Consider the following 18,317-nt stretch of genomic DNA (forward strand, 5'->3'; position numbering starts at 1 on the left):
TTATTTGTAAAGATTAACCATGAAAAACGCAATAAACAAAGAACTGATTTTCAATTACTTCTCAGGAAATGCAACCGCTCTCGAAAAGGACCTGATCGACCGCTGGAGCGCCGATCCGCAGGCCCGGGAGCAGCTGTATATCTGGCTGATGGAATGGGAAAATCAGAACATCCAGTACAATGCCGACGTCGAGCGGGCGATTACCCGCCATTTCGCGCGCATCGACGAACGCCCTGCCGAAGCCCTGGATGAGCATGCCGCGGCGCGACCGGTGCTGAGATTACCGGCCAATGCGAAATCGTGGCTCATTGCGGCGGCCGTCACGTTGATACTGCTATCGGGCGGCTGGCTCGCCCGCGACCATGTGCGTTACAAAACTTACGCGACCGGTTTCGGACAGATCCAGCGTCTGGTACTGCCGGACGGCAGCAAAGTCGTGCTCAATGCGAATTCCACGCTCCGGGTCCCGCGCCTGGGCTTCGGGGAGACCAACCGGGACGTGTACATGACCGGAGAGGCGGATTTCGCCATTACGCACACGGCTACCCACCAGAAATTCGTCGTGCATACGGAAAAGAATTTCGAGGTGGAAGTGCTGGGCACGGAGTTCAACGTATATGCACGACCGAAGCGCTCGCGTGTCGTGCTGAACAAGGGTAAAGTCAAACTGCATTACCTGAAAGGCTCCGAAACGGATCAGATCGTGATGCGGCCCGGTGACCTCGTTACTTTCGATGCGCCCGGGCGGGCATCCGTGAAGAAAACAGCCAACCCGGCCAACTATTCGGCGTGGAAAGCCCACCGGTTTGTTTTTGAAAATGAGAGCCTGCGGGAAATATGCGACCTGTTCGAGGACAATTTCGGGCTGGAAATTCGCATACCCGATTCCACCCTCGCCGCCCAGACGATCTCCGGCTCCTTCACCGCGTTGAATGCCGAAGAGCTTTTTGAAATACTGGCCGACGACTCCGGACTATCCTATTCCCGCTCCGACGACGGAAAAGTCATCACCCTGGATTATTAATACTGTTAATCTAAACCCCTGACCCTATACCAACCCTTAATCTTTTCTTTCCTGCTTAAAACCCATTTTCTATGAAAAGACCGTTACGATCCCTCCTCTTCGCGCTGGCTGCCGCGAGTGCCGGTTCTCCCGGCCATGCACAGCTGCTGGCCGCGATCGGGCAGCGGCAACACCCGCTCTTAGCCCAGCAATCCACCCGAAGCCTGAAATCGGTATTGCAGGATTTCAAAACCCATTACAAAGTCGATATCCTGTATTTCGACAGCGTGGTCCAGGGTTATGAGGTTCCTGTGAGCGCCCTGGATTTTCAGGTTAATGCAGAAAAATCGCTCTCAAGAATCCTGAAACCGCTCGGCTTGCAATACAGAAGATCCAAAACCGGTGGGTATATCGTGGTCAAACCATTGAAGGATGGCAAGAAATCGCAACCGACGCCGGTATCGAATGCGGCCGGACAACCACTCCGGCAATTTTCCTTCACGGCGTCGTCCGAAGGGCAAACCGCCGGTATGGCAGCGGAAATCGTCCTTAATGGCAAGGTATCCGACGACAAGGGTGCCGGATTGCCGGGCGTAAGCGTGGTGGTGAAAGGTACCCAGCGCGGAACGATCACCGATGAGCGTGGCGAATTTTCGGTGGAGGTGGCGGACAAAGATGCGATTCTGGTCTTTTCATTCGTCGGTTTTTTGTCGCAGGAACTGACTGTGGGAAATAAAACCCGGATAGAGGTAATGCTGGCGTCGGATGTCAAATCGCTGGAAGAGCTGGTGGTTACCGGGTACAGCTCGCAGAAAAAATCGCTGATGACCGGCTCGGTAGCGAGCGTAAATGTGACCGAGGAAATGCAGAATATGCCCACCACTTCGGCCGGTAATTTGCTTGCCGGAAGGCTCGCGGGCGTCAACATCAAAACGCCCAACGGGATACCCGGTACCAATCCGGAGATCAGCATCCGGACCGGCTCGTCCCTCAACGCGCAACCAGTAACCTACGTGATCGACGGCGTGATCAGGGGCTCGGGTGATTTCAATAACCTCAGTCCGAATGAAATAGAAACGATCACCGTCCTCAAAGATGCGGCTTCGGCGGCTGTCTACGGTTCGCGGTCGGCCGGCGGGGTAATCCTCATCACAACGCGCCGGGGAAAAGCGGGCAAGCCTTCGTTCAATTATTCCTTCAATACCGGTTTCGACACCCGTACGAAAAACGTGGCGCTTACGAGCGCGGTGCAGGCGGGCGAGCTCTACAACCGCATCAACGGCGCTGCCGATCCCGCAGGCTGGGCGTGGTCACAGGAAGAACTCGATCATTATAAAAGCATTAACAATGGCTGGGGGTACGATCAGCTGGAATCGGTGTGGCGCAATCCGTCTACTTCGCAGCACAACCTGAGCGTTTCGGGCGGCAGTGAGAAGGTCCGGTACTTTGCCGGGGCGTCTTATGTGAAGCAAAATGGCTTTTTAAAACCTTTGACCTACGACAAATACAATATCCGCCTGAATGCGACCATCGATGCGACCAAAGATTTGCAATTTTTCGTCGGAATGGGGCTAAGCAACAACCTTCAGGGGAATGTCACCTGGGAAGGGCCGCAGTCGCTCTACCGGAAACTGCTGGTATGGCAACCCGACCAGCCCGTTTACACCGACAGCGGAAAACTGCTCGATTACGGCTGGATCGCCAATGTAGGCGGGACCGTGGCAGGTGACGGCGGTTATGACAAAGTCAATTTTCTCAAACCACAAATCGTCCTCAACGCTACCTACCAGATCCCTGTGATTAAAGGGCTGAGCGCCAAGGCCGCTTACAGTAAAAATTACGCGTATAACCGGCAGAAAATCTTTCAGAAAAGCTATTTAATGCACGTTATGAAGCGCGACGGCGCCAATAAGCATATTGTACATACCGACGACGCGAGCATTATCGGCACGAAAGCTTCGACCAATATTCCGAAAGATTACCTGCGTACCAATGTGGATTGGGGCCAGGATTACCAGCTGGACCTTCAACTGAACTACGAAAACACGTTCAACAACATTCACCACGTGCAAGGCCTGCTCGTGTACGAGAAAGCGGAATCGAGCGGCAGCGGCATTTTCGCGGGAAGGGAGACATTCCCCGTGTACACAACCGACCAGTGGTGGGCGGCCAGCGGCACACGCGCGGATGATTACGCGGGCGGAAACACCGATTTCGTCAGCGGCCGCGCTTCTTACATTGGCCAGTTCAACTACGATTACGACGGGAAGTACCTTGCTACCTTCTCTTTCCGGCAAGACGGCTCCATGAATTTCGCGCCCGATAAAAGATGGGGCTTTTTTCCGGCGGGTGCAGTAGGATGGGTTATTTCAAAAGAGTCGTTCTTCAAAACACGGGCGATCGACAATCTGAAACTACGTCTCTCCGCAGGGCTTACCGGGAACGACGCGGTAGGCGGCCTGAACGGTAGCGCGGTACTGAGCGGCTGGCAATGGCAGGAGTCTTACAAACAAGGTACTTCGGCCTATTTTGGCACGGATGGCAAACAGGCCACGGGCATTACCTACGGATCAGTGGTGAACCCGAACCTCACCTGGGAGAAAGCATTGACCTACAATGCAGGTGCAGACATTACATTCCTGAAAAACTGGACGGCTACCCTGGAATACTGGAACCGGAAATCTTACGACATCCTGGGCATGCGAACGCAATCGGTTCCGCCGACATTCAGCCTCACGCTTCCGCCGGAAAATTACGGTGTAATCAAGGCCAAAGGATTTGATGTCAGCATTGGCTATGAAGGCAAGAAGAATGCATTCACCTACTTTGGCGGACTCACCGCCTCCTATGGCTGGAACAAAGTGGTGACGCAGGACTACGCCCAGAATGCACAGCAAATCGATATCCCGACGGGAAGATCGCTGACGGTCATCAAAGGACTTCAATTCGATAAAATCATCCGTACCCAGTCCGAACTCGACCAGTTCAACAGCGAACATCCCGGCTACAAGTACAATGGCTTCGCCCCCGAACTCGGTATGATGACATATAAAGACCTCAGCGGACCGCAGGGAACGCCGGACGGCATTATCGATACGTACGACCGCGTGGTGATCAAGGCTAATAACTTCCCCATCGTTTACGGGTTGAACCTCGGCGGAAGCTGGAAGGGATTCAGCGTAGACCTGTTGTTCAATGGTAACCTGAAACAGAAGAAGTCGTACCAGGACCTTGCCGGCGGCGTGGAATGGAACAGGATGTATTCAGGTTGGTACGACAACAGCTGGACGCCGGGCACACCCGACGCTGCCCTGCCGAAACGTGTCTCGGCCAATCAATCCAACACCTATAATACCGAATCTTCATTCTGGTATCAGAACGCAGGTTTCGCCCGGTTGAAATACCTGAATGTGAGCTACACCGTCCCTACCCGGCTTTATAACAAGGCATTGGAGAGCGTGAAGGTCTATTTCTCGGGAACTAACCTCTTCAACCTGACCGGCTTCTCTTATTACGATCCCGAAATCGGGGACGGCACGGCATATCCCGTCATGCGTAGTTTCAATTTTGGTATCAATGTCACATTCTGACAATTCAAAAGGATTTTATCATGCGTAAACATATCATAAAGCTCTCATTAATATGCCTGGCGGCCGGTTGGCTTCCCCAGGCTTGCAAGCCGGACCTCGACTACGTCAATACGGGCGCCATCAACCCCGATAACGTCTGGAATGACGAAAAGCTGATCAGCGCATTTCTGACCGACATTCATGGTAACATGATCCCATCCTGGCCTGTCAACGCCAATAGCAGCGACGAGGGCATGAATGCGCCCGGCTCGATGAGTAACTACCTCAGGGGTATTATCAGCGTCGCTTCCGACGGCCAGAACCTGACTTACACCAATATCGACAAGATCAACTTTTTCCTCGCAAAACTGCCGGGCGTATCCTCCACGGTACTTTCCGAAGAACAAAAGAAACAAATGTCCGGCCAGGCGCTTTTCTGGCGGGCGTGGGATTATTTCGGCAAGGTGGCCACTTTCGGCGGTGTTCCCCTGATCCTGCAACCGCAGGACCCGGCCAACAAAGAGAGTCTTTTCGTGCCCAGGAATAAAACCTCCGAATGCATCACGCAGATTCTCGCAGACCTGGACGCCGCCATTGCCGCATTGCCCGATCAATGGGATAATGCCAATTACGGACGCATCGATAAAGGTGCGGCCATGGCATTTAAAGGAAAGGTATTGCTCTGGTACGCGAGCCCGCTGTTCAACCCATCGAATGATCCATCGCGGTGGCAGAAAGCCTATGAAGCAAATAAGGCTGCCGTGGACTTCCTGAGAGCACAGGGAAAAGGCTTGCTTGGCGCGTATGGACAATTATGGAAGCAGGAGCGCAACAAGGAAGTGATTATGGTCAACCAGTTTTCTTACCCCGATCACCCGTTCAACCAGGCGGGCATCCGGCCGCAGCCGCTCACGCAAGGCGACGCGAACAAGGATCAGCCGTTGCTGCCATTGTTGAATGCTTATCCTAAAAAAGACGGTACGCCCATGCAGTTCGACGCCGCCAGACTGGCCAGTGACCCGGCTTATAACGAGCAGTACCTGACCGATTTCGTCACCAACCGCGACGACCGGTTCTACGCGACGATTTTCACCGGAGGCACGCCTTATCCTACCCCCGACCTCCCGACCGGAACACGGTATTGGAGCGCATGGCGAAAAGCGGCAGACGCCAGCTCCCCCGGCGGGTTCAAATATGTTTCCCTCGCCAGCGATCAGAAATCCGTCACGATCGGGGCGGGCGTTTCAGGGTTCTTTTGCATTAAAGGGCTCGACAATACCCTCACGAGCACGGTCATCGGCAATGCCGCGACGGACTGGGTAGAAATACGCTTCGCGGAAGTGCTGATGCATTACGGCGAAGCTGCCAACGAAGTCGGCAAACCGGAGGAAGCATTGCAGGTATTGAAAGACATCCGCGCGCGGGCAGGCATTACGCCGGGCGCATCAGGCAAATACGGTATTACGGCTACTACGCAGGCAGGCATCCGCGAGGCATATATGGCGGAGCGATTCGTGGAATTTGCGTTCGAAAACAAGCGCTGGGGTGATTTGCGGCGGTGGAAGCGATTTGACGTAATCAACAAAACCGGGTTTCGTCAGGGTATCTATTTCGTGTTGAAGGATGGGGCAAAAGTTGAATGGACCGATGATATTTCCGACGCCGCAGTCCGCAAGAAATTCACGGCCGTATTCATCGAAAACCTCGACGGCGATCCGCAATACAAGTTCAATCTCGACCTGAACCACTGGTTTTACCCGATCAGCCAGCCGAACCTGGAAGCCAGCTCCGTATTGAAGCAAAATGCGGAATGGGGCGGCACATTCAATCCATTGGATTAAAGTAAAGTAAGTGTGAAAGGCGATGATGCTAAAAGAACAGGCATCATCGCCTTTCTATATTTTAATACAAATACCTATTTTTCAATAAATTACCTATGACATGCGAGTTCAATTTCTCCAAACACTTATCCTGACCCTTTTTCTCGCTCTGCTGGCGTCCCGTAGCCACGCCCAGCAGGATTTCAGTACCGATTATTTTAAAATCAGTATCAACAACAAAGGATGGATCACGAGTATGAAAAACGTGACGGGCAAGACGCACCAGCGCGAATTCAGTCCGGCCGACAAGCCATCCCCACTATTATCGCTCTTTGATAGTAAAAAGAATAAGTACTATCAGCCCACAAAAGCTATTTTTAATAAAACCAGACAGGCATTTACATTACATTATGCCAATGGCTCGGTGGCTACGGTTTCACTCGTCGCCCACAAAAAGTACTTTAAATTGAAATTGCAATCGCTCCAACCCCGCAACGGCATCGACAATGTGCAGTGGGGCGCCTACCATACCAATATCACCAACCTTTTCGGGGAGATCATCGGTGTGGCGCGCGATACGAGCGAAGCCGTCAACTATGCCATCGGCATGCTGGCGCTCAACGACAACACGCTCGGTGGAACGTCCGAAACGGTGGCCGACGCCGCACCTTTCCAGTACATTATCCATAGTCCCGACAAAAAGCGTTTCCCGCTTCCCGCGCACCTGCACGAGGGACAGGTATTTCCCATCGGCGGAGACGGTATCAGCGACGTGGCCTTTTACGCGCATAAGGAGCCTTATTACAGGATTTTGTACGGCAATGCCGCGCAGATCGACAAGCAGGGCAGAATATCCATTGCCTACAATTCAAGGGACAGGGCACCCGAGCGGACGGTATTCTTTTCTTTAATCCCCAACATGGAGGTCAACATCCCTAACCACCTGGACGTACAGCCATTGCCGGGCATAGACTATGTGGGCTCGTCGGTAGCATTCTGGGGCAGCCCCGACAGCACCGCGTTAATGGATGTGGTTCAGAACATTGTGTTATCCGAAGGTCTTCCCTACCCTACCTTCAATGGTAAATGGGTCAAAGATCCTTCCGCATACCTGCCCGACGTGCTCACGAGCGGGGGCGTCTACGACAGCATTGTGCCTTACACGCATCAGTTGGGTTTCAAGGCCATGAGCCTCTACGACCAGGGCTTTATCCGCCCCGACCGTGGCAATGAAGGCTATATCGATGGAAAGCATTTTGAGAAGAAACCTTTGAAAATGGCTTCCGGGGACAAATCGCACAGGGAGTTTTCTGAAACCGCGGCACGCCTGGGCATTATCATCGGCCGGACGCCCATTACCACCGCCCTCGCACCCGGCACCAAAGACGCGAGCCCTATCCCCAGCGACAGCCTCTGCTACCAGCAAAAACGCATTCTGACCAAAAGCCTCGGCGCGACCGACACCCTGATATTCGTCGACGACCCTCGGTACCTGGATGAAATAGCCAGCTGGGAAGGCCATTGCAAGAACCTGAACATGATCAAAATCGGCAAGGAACTCATTCATTATCTGGGCATTTCCAAAGAGGCACCTTACCGGTTACTGAACGTCAGACGCGGCTACTGGAATACCGCAACCGCCAGCCACGCTGCGGGCGACACCATCTATAAGCTGCAAGTGACGATCAACTACGGTTACGACGGGCTGATCCCCAATATGCAGTTGCAGGACCAGATCGCGGAATATTATGCAACGGTTTGCAAGGTCAACGGCCTGGCTTATTACGATTTCGACGGCCAGGAGTTTTTGTTTAACAATGGTCACGGTTACTACTCCGTCAAACGCTTTTTCCGCAATATGTTCGAGAAAGCCAAAGCGCTGGGCGTTCCGTACATCCGTTTCACCGGATCGACACTCTCGGAAGGTTCCTGGCATTACCAGAGCATCTGGAATGTGGGCGGGGGTAAAAACCTGTACGACGTCGAAAGGCGGGAATGGGGTAGCGCTACAAGCCAGGGTAAGGATCTCCGGGACGTGACCTATGCCAACTTTTTCCCGTCAGGAATGGGCGGCAACTTCCCGGTCAAGGCGGGCTCGACGGTGGCGCAATATGAGCATATTCAGGCTATTTCGGTGGGTGTAGGCTCCACTTACAGCTTGCAAATCAACCAGAAGGACGTGGAGGCCTGCGCGGAGAAATACGCAATTTTTAAAGCGATCAGAACCTGGGAAAACGCCCGCGCAGCCAATGCATTTCCAAGGTGGGTCAAAAAGCAGCTCGCCGATCCGGCAAACCAGTTCCACCTGGAAGAGCTCGACGAAAACACCTGGCAACTCTACAAAACCGATCTCGACGGTGGAAACAGGACGCCGCTTTGTAAGCTTAGACGAGCATTCAAATAACTTCGATGTCCCCTGGCAGTCGAATGGCAAATGCGTGGTGCAAATGTCCTTCGACTGCCCGCGGCCCGGTGTGCTCAGGGCGACATCCTAACTACATTTAATCCAACCTCGTTTGATTAAAAAGCCCGCAAGTCACTGACCTGCGGGCTTATGCATCACCGATTAACCTAATGGACTAATATATCAGTGCGGAACGGCTTAATCTTTAATTCACAATCACTTCGTCGACAAACAGCCAGCCCTTATTCCCTTTTCCCGAATGCCAGGCCGGTATTTTTGAAAGCGGTTTCGCGACGAGTTTGATGCAGCTCAGTTGCTGGGGCGCGAAGCCGGCTTCGTAAACAATGTTTTCTGCACCCGGAATGTCCTTGGCCGGCACGCCCGGGGTGATTACTTTCAACAATTTCAGCGTTTTCGGGTCGGCGCCACCCCAAACTTCGATCCTCGTGGGCTCGAAAATGAAGCTTCCGAAGCTCCGCAACGTACTCAGTGTCACGTTGCTTGCTCTTACCGGCTTGTTGAAGAACAGGTAACTCTGGAAATCGTTTTCGACATAACCCAGCCAGGTACCGCTCACACGTTCTGTGTCACCCACTTTGCCATCGGATACCGACGAGGCGCCTTTGGCATGATACCGCTGATCAACCGGCGTGATCAGCTGCGCGCTGTCGACATGGAACCCTTCTTTAAAAAACAGCTTACTCACGAGCGTACTGCCGTACCATCCCTGCCGGAACGCCCTTGCTTTGAGGGTGATATTGCCATTAACGGGGATAGGCTTCTCGTAAATGGGCGATGTGGCGCTATCCGGCTCGGAACCGTCCAGGGTGTAGCGTATCACGGTTCCGGCAATCTGATGCTTCATGGAAACCGTTTCGCCCTTGCTTATCAGCTGCTTTTCATTCAGGATCACGGGCGGGTTAAGCGCCATTACGAGTGTATCGCTCCGGAAACCGGTTTCAAATGCAATTTTCTGACCCTTTTTTAAATTTTCCAAATCCTTAGGGGCGATGCCCGTACTCCACAAATAGACCCTTTTAAGTGACGGGAAGCCATCGAGCGATTTCACGTGCGCCATGGTAACGCCCGTACCGCTTAACGAAAGCTCGCGCAGGTTAGCCAGTTTTTTCAGCTCGGTCAGGTTGCTCCCCGTAATGTCGGTAAAGTTCAATATCAGTCTGCGGAGCTCCGGAAACTTGGCCAGCGCCTTGATATCCTCGTCCTTCACGGGCATTTTGCTCAGATCCATCGCGACGATCTGGTCCTTCAACGGCATCAGGCCTTCGATATCCTGGCTTTTGAAACTGGCCCGGTTGTAAAAATTCACAAACAATGCCGGCGACCCTGCGGACAATGGCTTGATCAGCCGGTAGTTGGTATTCAGTTTCTTCACCTCGTCGGCGGACGCCGCACTGAATGCATATTGCTCTTCGGTACGGTCCCCGCCCAGCACATTCTGCGCGTAGGTGTACACGGGGTTTTGCGGTGAAAGCGAGCTGACAAGCTGGTCAAAGCGCGAGCCGCCTTTTACCCAAGCCGCGAGCAATACCACTTCTTCCTCCGTCAATTGTACCTTGCCGCGTGGCGGCATATGTTTTTTGTCGTCGAGCGGCAAATGCAGACGACTGATCAGCAGGCCCAGATCCGCTTTGGTAGTATCCCAAAGCACCCCGCCTTTTCCGCCTTTCGCAAGCAGGGCCTGGGTCTGCATTTGCAACCCGCCTTTCGATTTTTCTTCATTATGGCAGGAAAGACATTTCTGTTCGATCACCGGTTTCACCAGGTGTTCATAAACTTTGGCTTCTTCGAACGCCACTTGCTGCGCAGGTTCGGCCGATGGCCCCAGCGGGGAAATCAGGAAATCTTCGCCATGCGTAAGGTTCCCGCCCAGGTGCCCGCCCACGAAGAGCAATACCAGAAATGCCCCTGCGATCGCTTTTGAACCGATTTTCCAGGGTGACAGAGACTTTCTCGCCCCATACCATATAAGTGCAGCGATGGAAATGGCAATGCCCAGCCATTTATGCCAAAGTAATGTATCCGACTCGTAGCCTTCCTCATGGGACAACACAAACCCGGAAAATGCAGCCACGGCTGCCGTGAATGTACCAATCACCAGCAGACTATCCGCTAACCCTTCATTCCACGTATGGGAATCCGGTTTCCGTTCTATCAGCACCCAGAGGCTGTAAAGGATCAGTACCACCAATGGAAAGTGTAGCACAAGCGGGTGCATTCTTCCCAGGGCCTGCATCCATTGCGGCACGGCAAACCGGCTTTCGAAGAATAACAGAAAAACGAGCAATCCATTCAGGAAAAAGGCGGTATTGTAGACGTACCCTTTCCAATCCGACAAAATTCTACTCACTGTATCAGAGGTTAATACTTACGCAATAATTCCTTTCACCAACTTGCCGGCCACATCCGTGAGGCGGTAGCGGCGTCCCTGATGCTTGTACACCAGCTTCTCATGATCCAATCCCAGTTGGTTGAGTATCGTCGCATGGAAATCGTGGACGTGTACAGGGTCTTTCACAATATTGTATCCAAACTCGTCGGTTTCACCGTAAACAATGCCCGGTTTCACGCCCCCGCCGGCCATCCACACGGTGAAAGCGCGAGGGTGGTGGTCACGGCCGTAGTTGTCCTTGGTAAGCGTACCCTGGCAGTAGTTGGTCCGCCCGAACTCCCCGCCCCAGATCACCAGCGTTTCGTCCAGCAATCCGCGTTGTTTGAGGTCGGTAACCAATGCCGCCGACGCCTGATCGACGTCCATGCATTGCCCTTTGATCTCCTGCGGCAGCCCGCCGTGGCTGTCCCATCCCTGGTGGTAAAGCTGTACAAACCGCACGCCTTGCTCGGAAAGCTTCCGCGCGAGCAGACAGTTCGCCGCATAGGTTCCGGGTACAAGGCATTCCGGGCCGTACATTTTGACGATCGATTCGGGTTCCTTGCTCATATCGGTGATTTCCGGAACGGCGGTCTGCATGCGGAACGCCATTTCGTATTGCTGTACCTTCGCCGTGATTTCCGGGTCGCCGAAATCGTTGAATGTACCCTGGTTCAGTTCGGCCAGGTTATCGAGCATTTTGCGGCGCTGTGTGCGGTCCATCCCGTCGGGATCATTGAGATACAACACCGGATTCTCGCCGCTGCTGAACTGCACGCCCTGGTGTACTGAATCCAGGAAGCCGTTCGTCCACAATTTGGAATATACCCCCTGCCCATTCCCTTTCCCACGTGAAAGCAACACGCAGAAACCGGGCAGGTTCTGGTTTTCGCTGCCCAATCCGTAGCTCAGCCAGGCGCCGAAACTCGGTCTGTTACCCACCTGTGCGCCCGTCTGGAAGAAGGTAAGCGCGGGGTCGTGGTTAATGGCTTCGGTATTAAGGGTTTTGATAATACAAAGATCGTCGGCAATGCTGGCCATATGCGGCAGCAGCTCACTCATCCAGGCACCACTCTTGCCGTGCTGTTTGAAATTAAAAATCGAACCTGCTAGCGGAAACTTGGCCTGATTGGCGGTCATACCCGTCAGGCGCTGACCACCGCGGATGGATTCCGGCAGGTCTTGTCCGTGCATTTTGTTGAGCATCGGCTTGTAATCGAACAAGTCGAGCTGCGAAGGCGCGCCATTTTGGAATAAATAGATCACCCGCTTCGCTTTGGGTGCGAAATGCGGCAGACCGGCCATCAGCTCGTTCACATCCGCGTCACCGCCCCCTCCTTTGAAAAGGTCCGGTATGAGCAGCGATCCCAGGGCGGCACTACCGAGCCCGAGGCTTAGTTTGGATAAAAAATGCCTGCGTGTGGTATTGACCCCAAAATCAAATATTGGCTTTTCCATGATATTTCGGTTTTAGCTTTTTGTAATCGTTTCTTCCATGTTGTACAGCGTGTTGATCACGCGCATGAGCGCCGCCGCACGCACCTTGTCCGCCTTCGCCTCATGCGGGAACTCGCCCACATTCAGCACTTTGGCGGCATTCTCTTTCTGCTTTGAGAACATGGAAGCCTCTTCGTTGTAATATTTTTTGAGCAAATCTACTTCCTTATCCGTGGGCTGGCGGCAGACGATCGTCTGGAACGATGCCCGGATATTAGTCTCGATATCGGTCGACTTCGTAACCAGCCGCTCCGCCATGACGCGTGACGCTTCGAGCACGGCAGGGTCATTCAGCATCACCAGCGCTTGCAATGGCGTATTCGTTTTCGAGCGTTTCACCTCGCAGTGGTCGCGGTTACTGGCGTCGAAAATGATCATCGACGGCGGCGGCACAGTGAGCTTGATAAACGTGTACATACCCCTTCGGTACAATGCGTCGCCTTTGTCCTGCTGGTAAGTGCGCAGGGTACCGCGGCCCGATGTCGCGGCTTCCCACAGGCCTTTCGGCTGGTAAGGTTTAACGCTGGGCCCTCCTATTTTAGGATTCAGCAATCCGCTGGTCGAAAGCACCATATCACGTACCAATTCGGCAGGCAGGCGATAGCGCGGGCCACGCGAGAGGTAAATATTTTCGGGATCGGCTTTCAGTTTCTCATCGGTTACCTTGGCGGATTGCCGGTAAGTCGCCGATGTCACGATCTGCTTGATGAGCCTTTTGATATCCCAGCCATGGTTCATAAAGTCTACCGCGAGCCAATCCAGCAATGCGGGGTTCGTCGGCAAGTCGCCCTGCATTCCGAAGTCCCCGGTGCTTTTCACGATTCCCCTACCGAAAAACTCCTGCCAGATTTGGTTAATAAACACCCTGGCCGTCAGTGGGTTACTCTTGCTGGTCGTCCATTTGGCCAATCCCAAACGGTTTTGCGGCAGTTTAAGGGTGTCGAAACGCATTACCGCTGGCAATGCAGACGCTGTAACTACCCTACCCGGCGCGTCGTACGAGCCGCGGTTGAGAATGTGCGTCGGCCTGAGCGTATCGAGGTCGCCGAGTACAGAGACCATCAGCCGGCTGGTATCGGGCCGGTTGATGAACGAGAGCAACGTCTTCGCTTCGTCGTCCGAAATGGTCATAATCGGGTTCTTGGCAGGTTTTGTCTGCGAAATGTCCCCTTCGAAACCCGATTCTTTGGAATTGTTGAAAAACGCGAACATCCGATAATAATCTTCCTGCGAAATCGGGTCGTATTTGTGGTCGTGGCATTGCGCGCATTCCACGGTAAGCCCCAGCACGCCGGTACTGAAAGTTTTTGTTTTGTCGATATTGTACTCGATCCGGTACTCTTCCGGAATCACGCCGCCTTCCTCGGTGTATTTATGGTTTCTGAAAAACGCCGTGGCCAGTATCTGCTCCTTGTTGGCATTGGGCATCATATCGCCCGCTATCTGCCACATCAGGAACTGGTCGTACTTCATGTTTTTATTGAATGCATTGATCAGCCAGTCCCGCCACGGCCATTGCGTACGTACTTCGTCGTCCTGGTAACCGTAGGAATCGGCGTAACGGGCTACGTCCAGCCAATGCACGGCCATTTTCTCGCCGTAGGTTTTCTGCGCCAGCAACTGGTCCACCACTTTTTCGTAGGCCTTGTCGCTATTGTCGGCTTCGAACTGCTTCTGCATTTCCACGGTCGGCGGCAGGCCGGTGAGGTCCAGCGCTACCCTTTTCAGCAAATGGCTTTTATCCGCTTCTTCGTTGGGTGCCAGTCCGGCACCTTCCATTTTGCGCAGTACGAAATTGTCAATTTCGTTTTTAGGCCAATCTTCATTGGAAACCTCGGGAACCGCTGGCAGGACGGGCGTCGTGAATGCCCAGTGGCGCTCGTATTTGGCACCTTCCTCGATCCACTTCTTCACCATTCCTATTTCGCCTTCATTCAGCAATCCCAGGTGCGACTCGGGCGTCGGCATCTGGTAGGAAGGATCTGCCGAAGTGATTCTCCGGTATACTTCCGACTGCTCCGGCTTGCCCGGGAAGATCGCGACCCCTTTTCCGTCTTTCAATTTGGCATAGGCACTTTCGGCCAGGTCGAGCCGCAGCCCTGCCTCGCGTTTTTTAGAATCGGGCCCGTGGCAGGCAAAACACTTATCGGATAGGATCGGACGGATGTCGAAATTATAACTCACCGCTTCATTACCCGACTGAGACTGCAACACGCCGTTTTTCTTGAAACAAGAAACGGCCAGGAAAGCCACAGCGCCGGATAGTAACCCCAGATACAAGAACTTCTTTTTCATTTGCATTTTTTTACTCAATCAACCAATCTTAATTTCGCCTTTAACAGTCTCCTGATGCAGGAACTGCTCTATTTCTTCCAGCCTTTTCCCTTTCGTTTCAAACAGGTTCCGCTTCGCGTACACGTACGAGCACACGCAGAAGAACGAGAAAACGAAAAATGTGTTGGCCACCCCTAACCCGTCACGCATGAGCGGAAAGAGCAGGTTTACGATCCAGTCGGACACCCACATGGTCATAATGCAGATCGACAATGCGGTTCCCCGGATATGATTTGGAAATACTTCCGTCGCAATCACAAACTTCAACGGCCCCAGTGAGAAGGCGAAAAACAGCAGGAACAGCATGATGCAAACCAGCATTCCCCACCCCGTGATACCGAAGGTGAAACAGAGGCCGGTTAATGCCAGCGACACCGCCGCTCCGGCAGATCCCATCAGGTAGAGTAACCTCCGCCCGAGCGTATCGACCTTCCAAATGGCTATCAGCGTGAATACCATACTCGCCAGGCCCAGCATCACCTGGTACAGCAATACATCGCCAATGACGATGCCCGCCGACCGCAGGATGGTCGGGCCGTAGAAAATCACACCGTTAATGCCGCTGAACTGCGAGAGGGCGGTGAGCACCATCGTCATCACGAGTAGCCCGCGTAATGGATTTTGCATTAACTCTTTTACGCCTCCCTCCTTTTGCACAAATGCTTCCCGAATTGCGGCGAACTCGGTTCGGGCCTCCCCCTCTCCATTTATTTTAACCAGGATTGCCTGCGCTTCCGAATCCCTGCCCAGCCTGGCGAGCCAGCGTGGACTTTCCGGCACCGTTACCAGCAAAATGCAGAACACTGCCGCCGGTACCACGCTCACAAAAAACATCCCGCGCCAAACCTCTTCCACAAACAGCCAATGGAAAATTCCGCTTCCCGCGCCCGCATGTGCGAGCGAGTACCGGTGCAGGAACAAGTTGCTGATGTAGGCGGCCAGCACGCCAATCGTGATAGCCAGTTGGTAGAATGTGACCAGCCCGCCCCGTTTCGGCGCGGGTGCTATTTCGGAAATGTAGAGTGGCGACACATTGGATGCTACGCCTACACCGGCCCCGGCCAGGATTCGAAATAGTATCAGAATGGTATAATTAGCTGAAAATGAAAAACCTATTGCGCTCATCAGAAATAACAGGGCGGCCACGAAAAGGACCTTCTTCCTGCCAATTCTGTCGGCCAGATAACCCGAGAACGCCACGCCGATAATGCAACCCACCAATGCAAACGAAACAAATAACCCCTCCTCCGCCGCCGACAGGCCATATTGTGCCCTGACCGGCTCGATGATCCCGCTCACGACGGCCATGTCGAACCCGAACAGAAAGCCTCCCAATGCCGCAATGAGCGTGATGAGGGAAGTGAAGTGTTTTACTTGTTGTGTCTGCAAGGCCTTGTGGGTTTAGGAATAGATTTGCCGGCTTTCAGTCAGCGAACTGGTCTTCTCTCAACGGCAGCGCCTGATCGCGGGCCACTCCTTCCTGTCGGGCCAGGCCGGCCGCCCCAATGAGGATACAAGCTTCTGTATCATCGCAAAAAACCACATTCACTTTACTATCAAGCGATTTCAATTCGTTTTCTAATGCATTCCAAAACAAATGGCTTGCCCTGGCAATATTACCGCCGATCACCAACTCGTCGCATTCGAATTTTTCCAGCCACGGACGCAGAAATTCGCCCAGGTTAGCACCGAATTCATGGAAAATACCGCTCACCGCTCCGGAATGCATTTCGGCCAGCTCGCGTACGCCCGCAAGCGCCTGCCCGGTGGCCTGCTCGTATGTACGATGAAACCAACGCGTTGAAAAGTAATCGTCAGCGATGGATTCGCGGAACGGCTCATTGTAGAATGCACCCTGCACCGGCAAAGCCGGATGGTGAGTCACAAGCCTGCCATCCTCCATGAACGACGACCCGAAACCCGAGCCGAGCGTGAGAAAAACCGTCCGCTCACTTTTCAAACCATTCAGTGCATAAGCGCCTACGGCAAAACAATGTGCGTCATTATAAAACCGGAACAGCGTATCGGTCATCCCCGTAGCCTCTTTCAATGCCTCTCCTATATCGAGACCAAACATCTGCTCGAATTTCCCGCCGACATTCAAAATCCTGCAAATGCCATTTTCATAATCGAACGGTCCCGGAAATGCAATCCCGATTTCATTCACAGGCTGCCCGCCGTCCAATGCTTCTTTAATGCACCCGGCGACGGACGCGATGATTTCCGAGGCTGTACCGAAACTATCCATTTCGTTTCGCACCAAACGCAACGATTGCCCGCGCCACAGGGACGCATCGACAACAGCAGCCGTAACATGACTCCCTCCAACATCCAACCCGAGACTAATGCCTGGTACTTTGTTCATGCAAGTTTTCGTATTTCCCCCGATATGAAAGCCGCTCATTGCTGAGTATGTAACATATGTTCAAATATACAAACATATCATTAACAGTCAAAAAAGTTGCATTAATTCAATGGGGAAAAAGATGAGCATTAATTTATATGTTATTGTAAATCAAGTAATTATATTTAAATTAAAGACACACTCTAATATTTTGACGCATTTTCCGCCCCTATCTATGTGGCTAAATTTCGTCGAAATTCAGCTAGTATGTATACAATGTATATACATATTAAAGAATTTTGAAACATGTAGATCGTTGGTACCCCGGATTACGCGCATGCATTAGTCGGCAATGCTTTGCTGTTGCATGCCTGACTGCATTGCTCTTGATCGGCCTTAGAATTTTTGCGACAAATGCTGCCCGAAAGGGAGGATGGAGTCAATTGCGAAATCGCGTAGCGAAGTAATATTGGTAGCCAAATCGTAATATTTGAAAATTACAGTTGGCCGTAGTCTCCGACTACGTCCGAGTGACAGCTGGTCTCTGACCAGCAAGCAACATTAAAGCGACGCACAAGCCGGTCGGAGACCGGCACTCGCTCGGGGCTGACTAAAAAGCCCCGAATCGATTTGGCTGTAAATCGGCCGTTTTAGATTTTTCAGACTTCATAGAAGCCTGGTTTGATTAAAAGGGTCAAAAAGCCGCTCTTGGGAGTGCTTTTGAACCCTTTTTGCTTGCTATGCAGCTGCTTTTTGCTGTTTGAGGTGCAGTTTTCTCAGATTATGGGCCATGGCAACCAGGGTAAACTCGGCGGTTGCCTTTTGTAGACCTCTAAGATGGAAGCGGCGGAAGCCCATATTAGCTTTTATGTCACCAAAACAACTTTCTATTTCAATACTTCGTCGTTTCCGGAGCTGGAAGCCTTTTTGTGAATGAAGGTTTGTCCGGGCTTGCTG

The 18,317-nt window shown here is 52.8% G+C and carries 10 protein-coding genes; 4 read left to right on the forward strand and 6 right to left on the reverse strand.

Features of this window, described 5'->3' with window-relative positions:
• Window positions 1-19 precede the first annotated feature (19 nt).
• The 4 genes from BMW93_RS34615 to BMW93_RS34630 all read left to right on the forward strand — a co-directional run bounded on the left by BMW93_RS34615 (window position 20) and on the right by BMW93_RS34630 (window position 8,796).
• A complete protein-coding gene (locus BMW93_RS34615; protein ID WP_090387344.1) occupies window positions 20-1,024 on the forward strand; it encodes a FecR family protein in 1,005 nt (334 codons plus the stop codon).
• A 71-nt stretch (window positions 1,025-1,095) separates the two neighbouring features.
• Complete coding sequence (locus BMW93_RS34620) at window positions 1,096-4,593, forward strand: TonB-dependent receptor (protein ID WP_218147773.1); 3,498 nt, start codon at window positions 1,096-1,098, stop codon at window positions 4,591-4,593.
• Window positions 4,594-4,613: 20 nt separating this feature from the next.
• A complete protein-coding gene (locus BMW93_RS34625) occupies window positions 4,614-6,413 on the forward strand; it encodes a RagB/SusD family nutrient uptake outer membrane protein (protein ID WP_090387345.1) in 1,800 nt (599 codons plus the stop codon).
• 100 nt (window positions 6,414-6,513) lie between these two features.
• Window positions 6,514-8,796, forward strand: a complete 2,283-nt coding sequence (locus tag BMW93_RS34630; protein WP_090387347.1) for a hypothetical protein — start codon at window positions 6,514-6,516, stop codon at window positions 8,794-8,796.
• 205 nt (window positions 8,797-9,001) lie between these two features.
• Here BMW93_RS34630 and BMW93_RS34635 read toward each other — a convergent pair whose 3' ends face one another.
• The 6 genes from BMW93_RS34635 to BMW93_RS35310 form a co-directional block, all read right to left on the reverse strand.
• Window positions 9,002-11,164 (reverse strand): chitobiase/beta-hexosaminidase C-terminal domain-containing protein, encoded by a 2,163-nt coding sequence (locus BMW93_RS34635; RefSeq protein WP_143061795.1) that lies wholly within the window; start codon window positions 11,162-11,164, stop codon window positions 9,002-9,004.
• A gap of 18 nt (window positions 11,165-11,182) precedes the next feature.
• Window positions 11,183-12,643, reverse strand: a complete 1,461-nt coding sequence (locus tag BMW93_RS34640) for a DUF1501 domain-containing protein (RefSeq protein WP_090387351.1) — start codon at window positions 12,641-12,643, stop codon at window positions 11,183-11,185.
• A 12-nt stretch (window positions 12,644-12,655) separates the two neighbouring features.
• Entirely contained in the window at window positions 12,656-14,977 is a 2,322-nt protein-coding gene (locus BMW93_RS34645; RefSeq protein ID WP_090387362.1) for a PSD1 and planctomycete cytochrome C domain-containing protein, read from the reverse strand.
• Window positions 14,978-14,995: 18 nt separating this feature from the next.
• Window positions 14,996-16,405, reverse strand: coding sequence for a sugar porter family MFS transporter (locus BMW93_RS34650; protein WP_090387353.1), 1,410 nt, complete (start codon window positions 16,403-16,405; stop codon window positions 14,996-14,998).
• Between the two features lie 34 nt (window positions 16,406-16,439).
• The gene (locus BMW93_RS34655; protein ID WP_177194291.1) at window positions 16,440-17,381 is read right to left on the reverse strand and encodes an ROK family protein; all 942 of its coding nucleotides are present in this window, start codon (window positions 17,379-17,381) and stop codon (window positions 16,440-16,442) included.
• Between the two features lie 717 nt (window positions 17,382-18,098).
• Window positions 18,099-18,317 (reverse strand): transposase (locus BMW93_RS35310; protein WP_143061796.1); only part of this gene is annotated, 219 nt, incomplete at its 5' end.

The organism is Dyadobacter sp. SG02 (assembly GCF_900109045.1).
In the GTDB taxonomy this organism is placed as follows: domain Bacteria; phylum Bacteroidota; class Bacteroidia; order Cytophagales; family Spirosomataceae; genus Dyadobacter.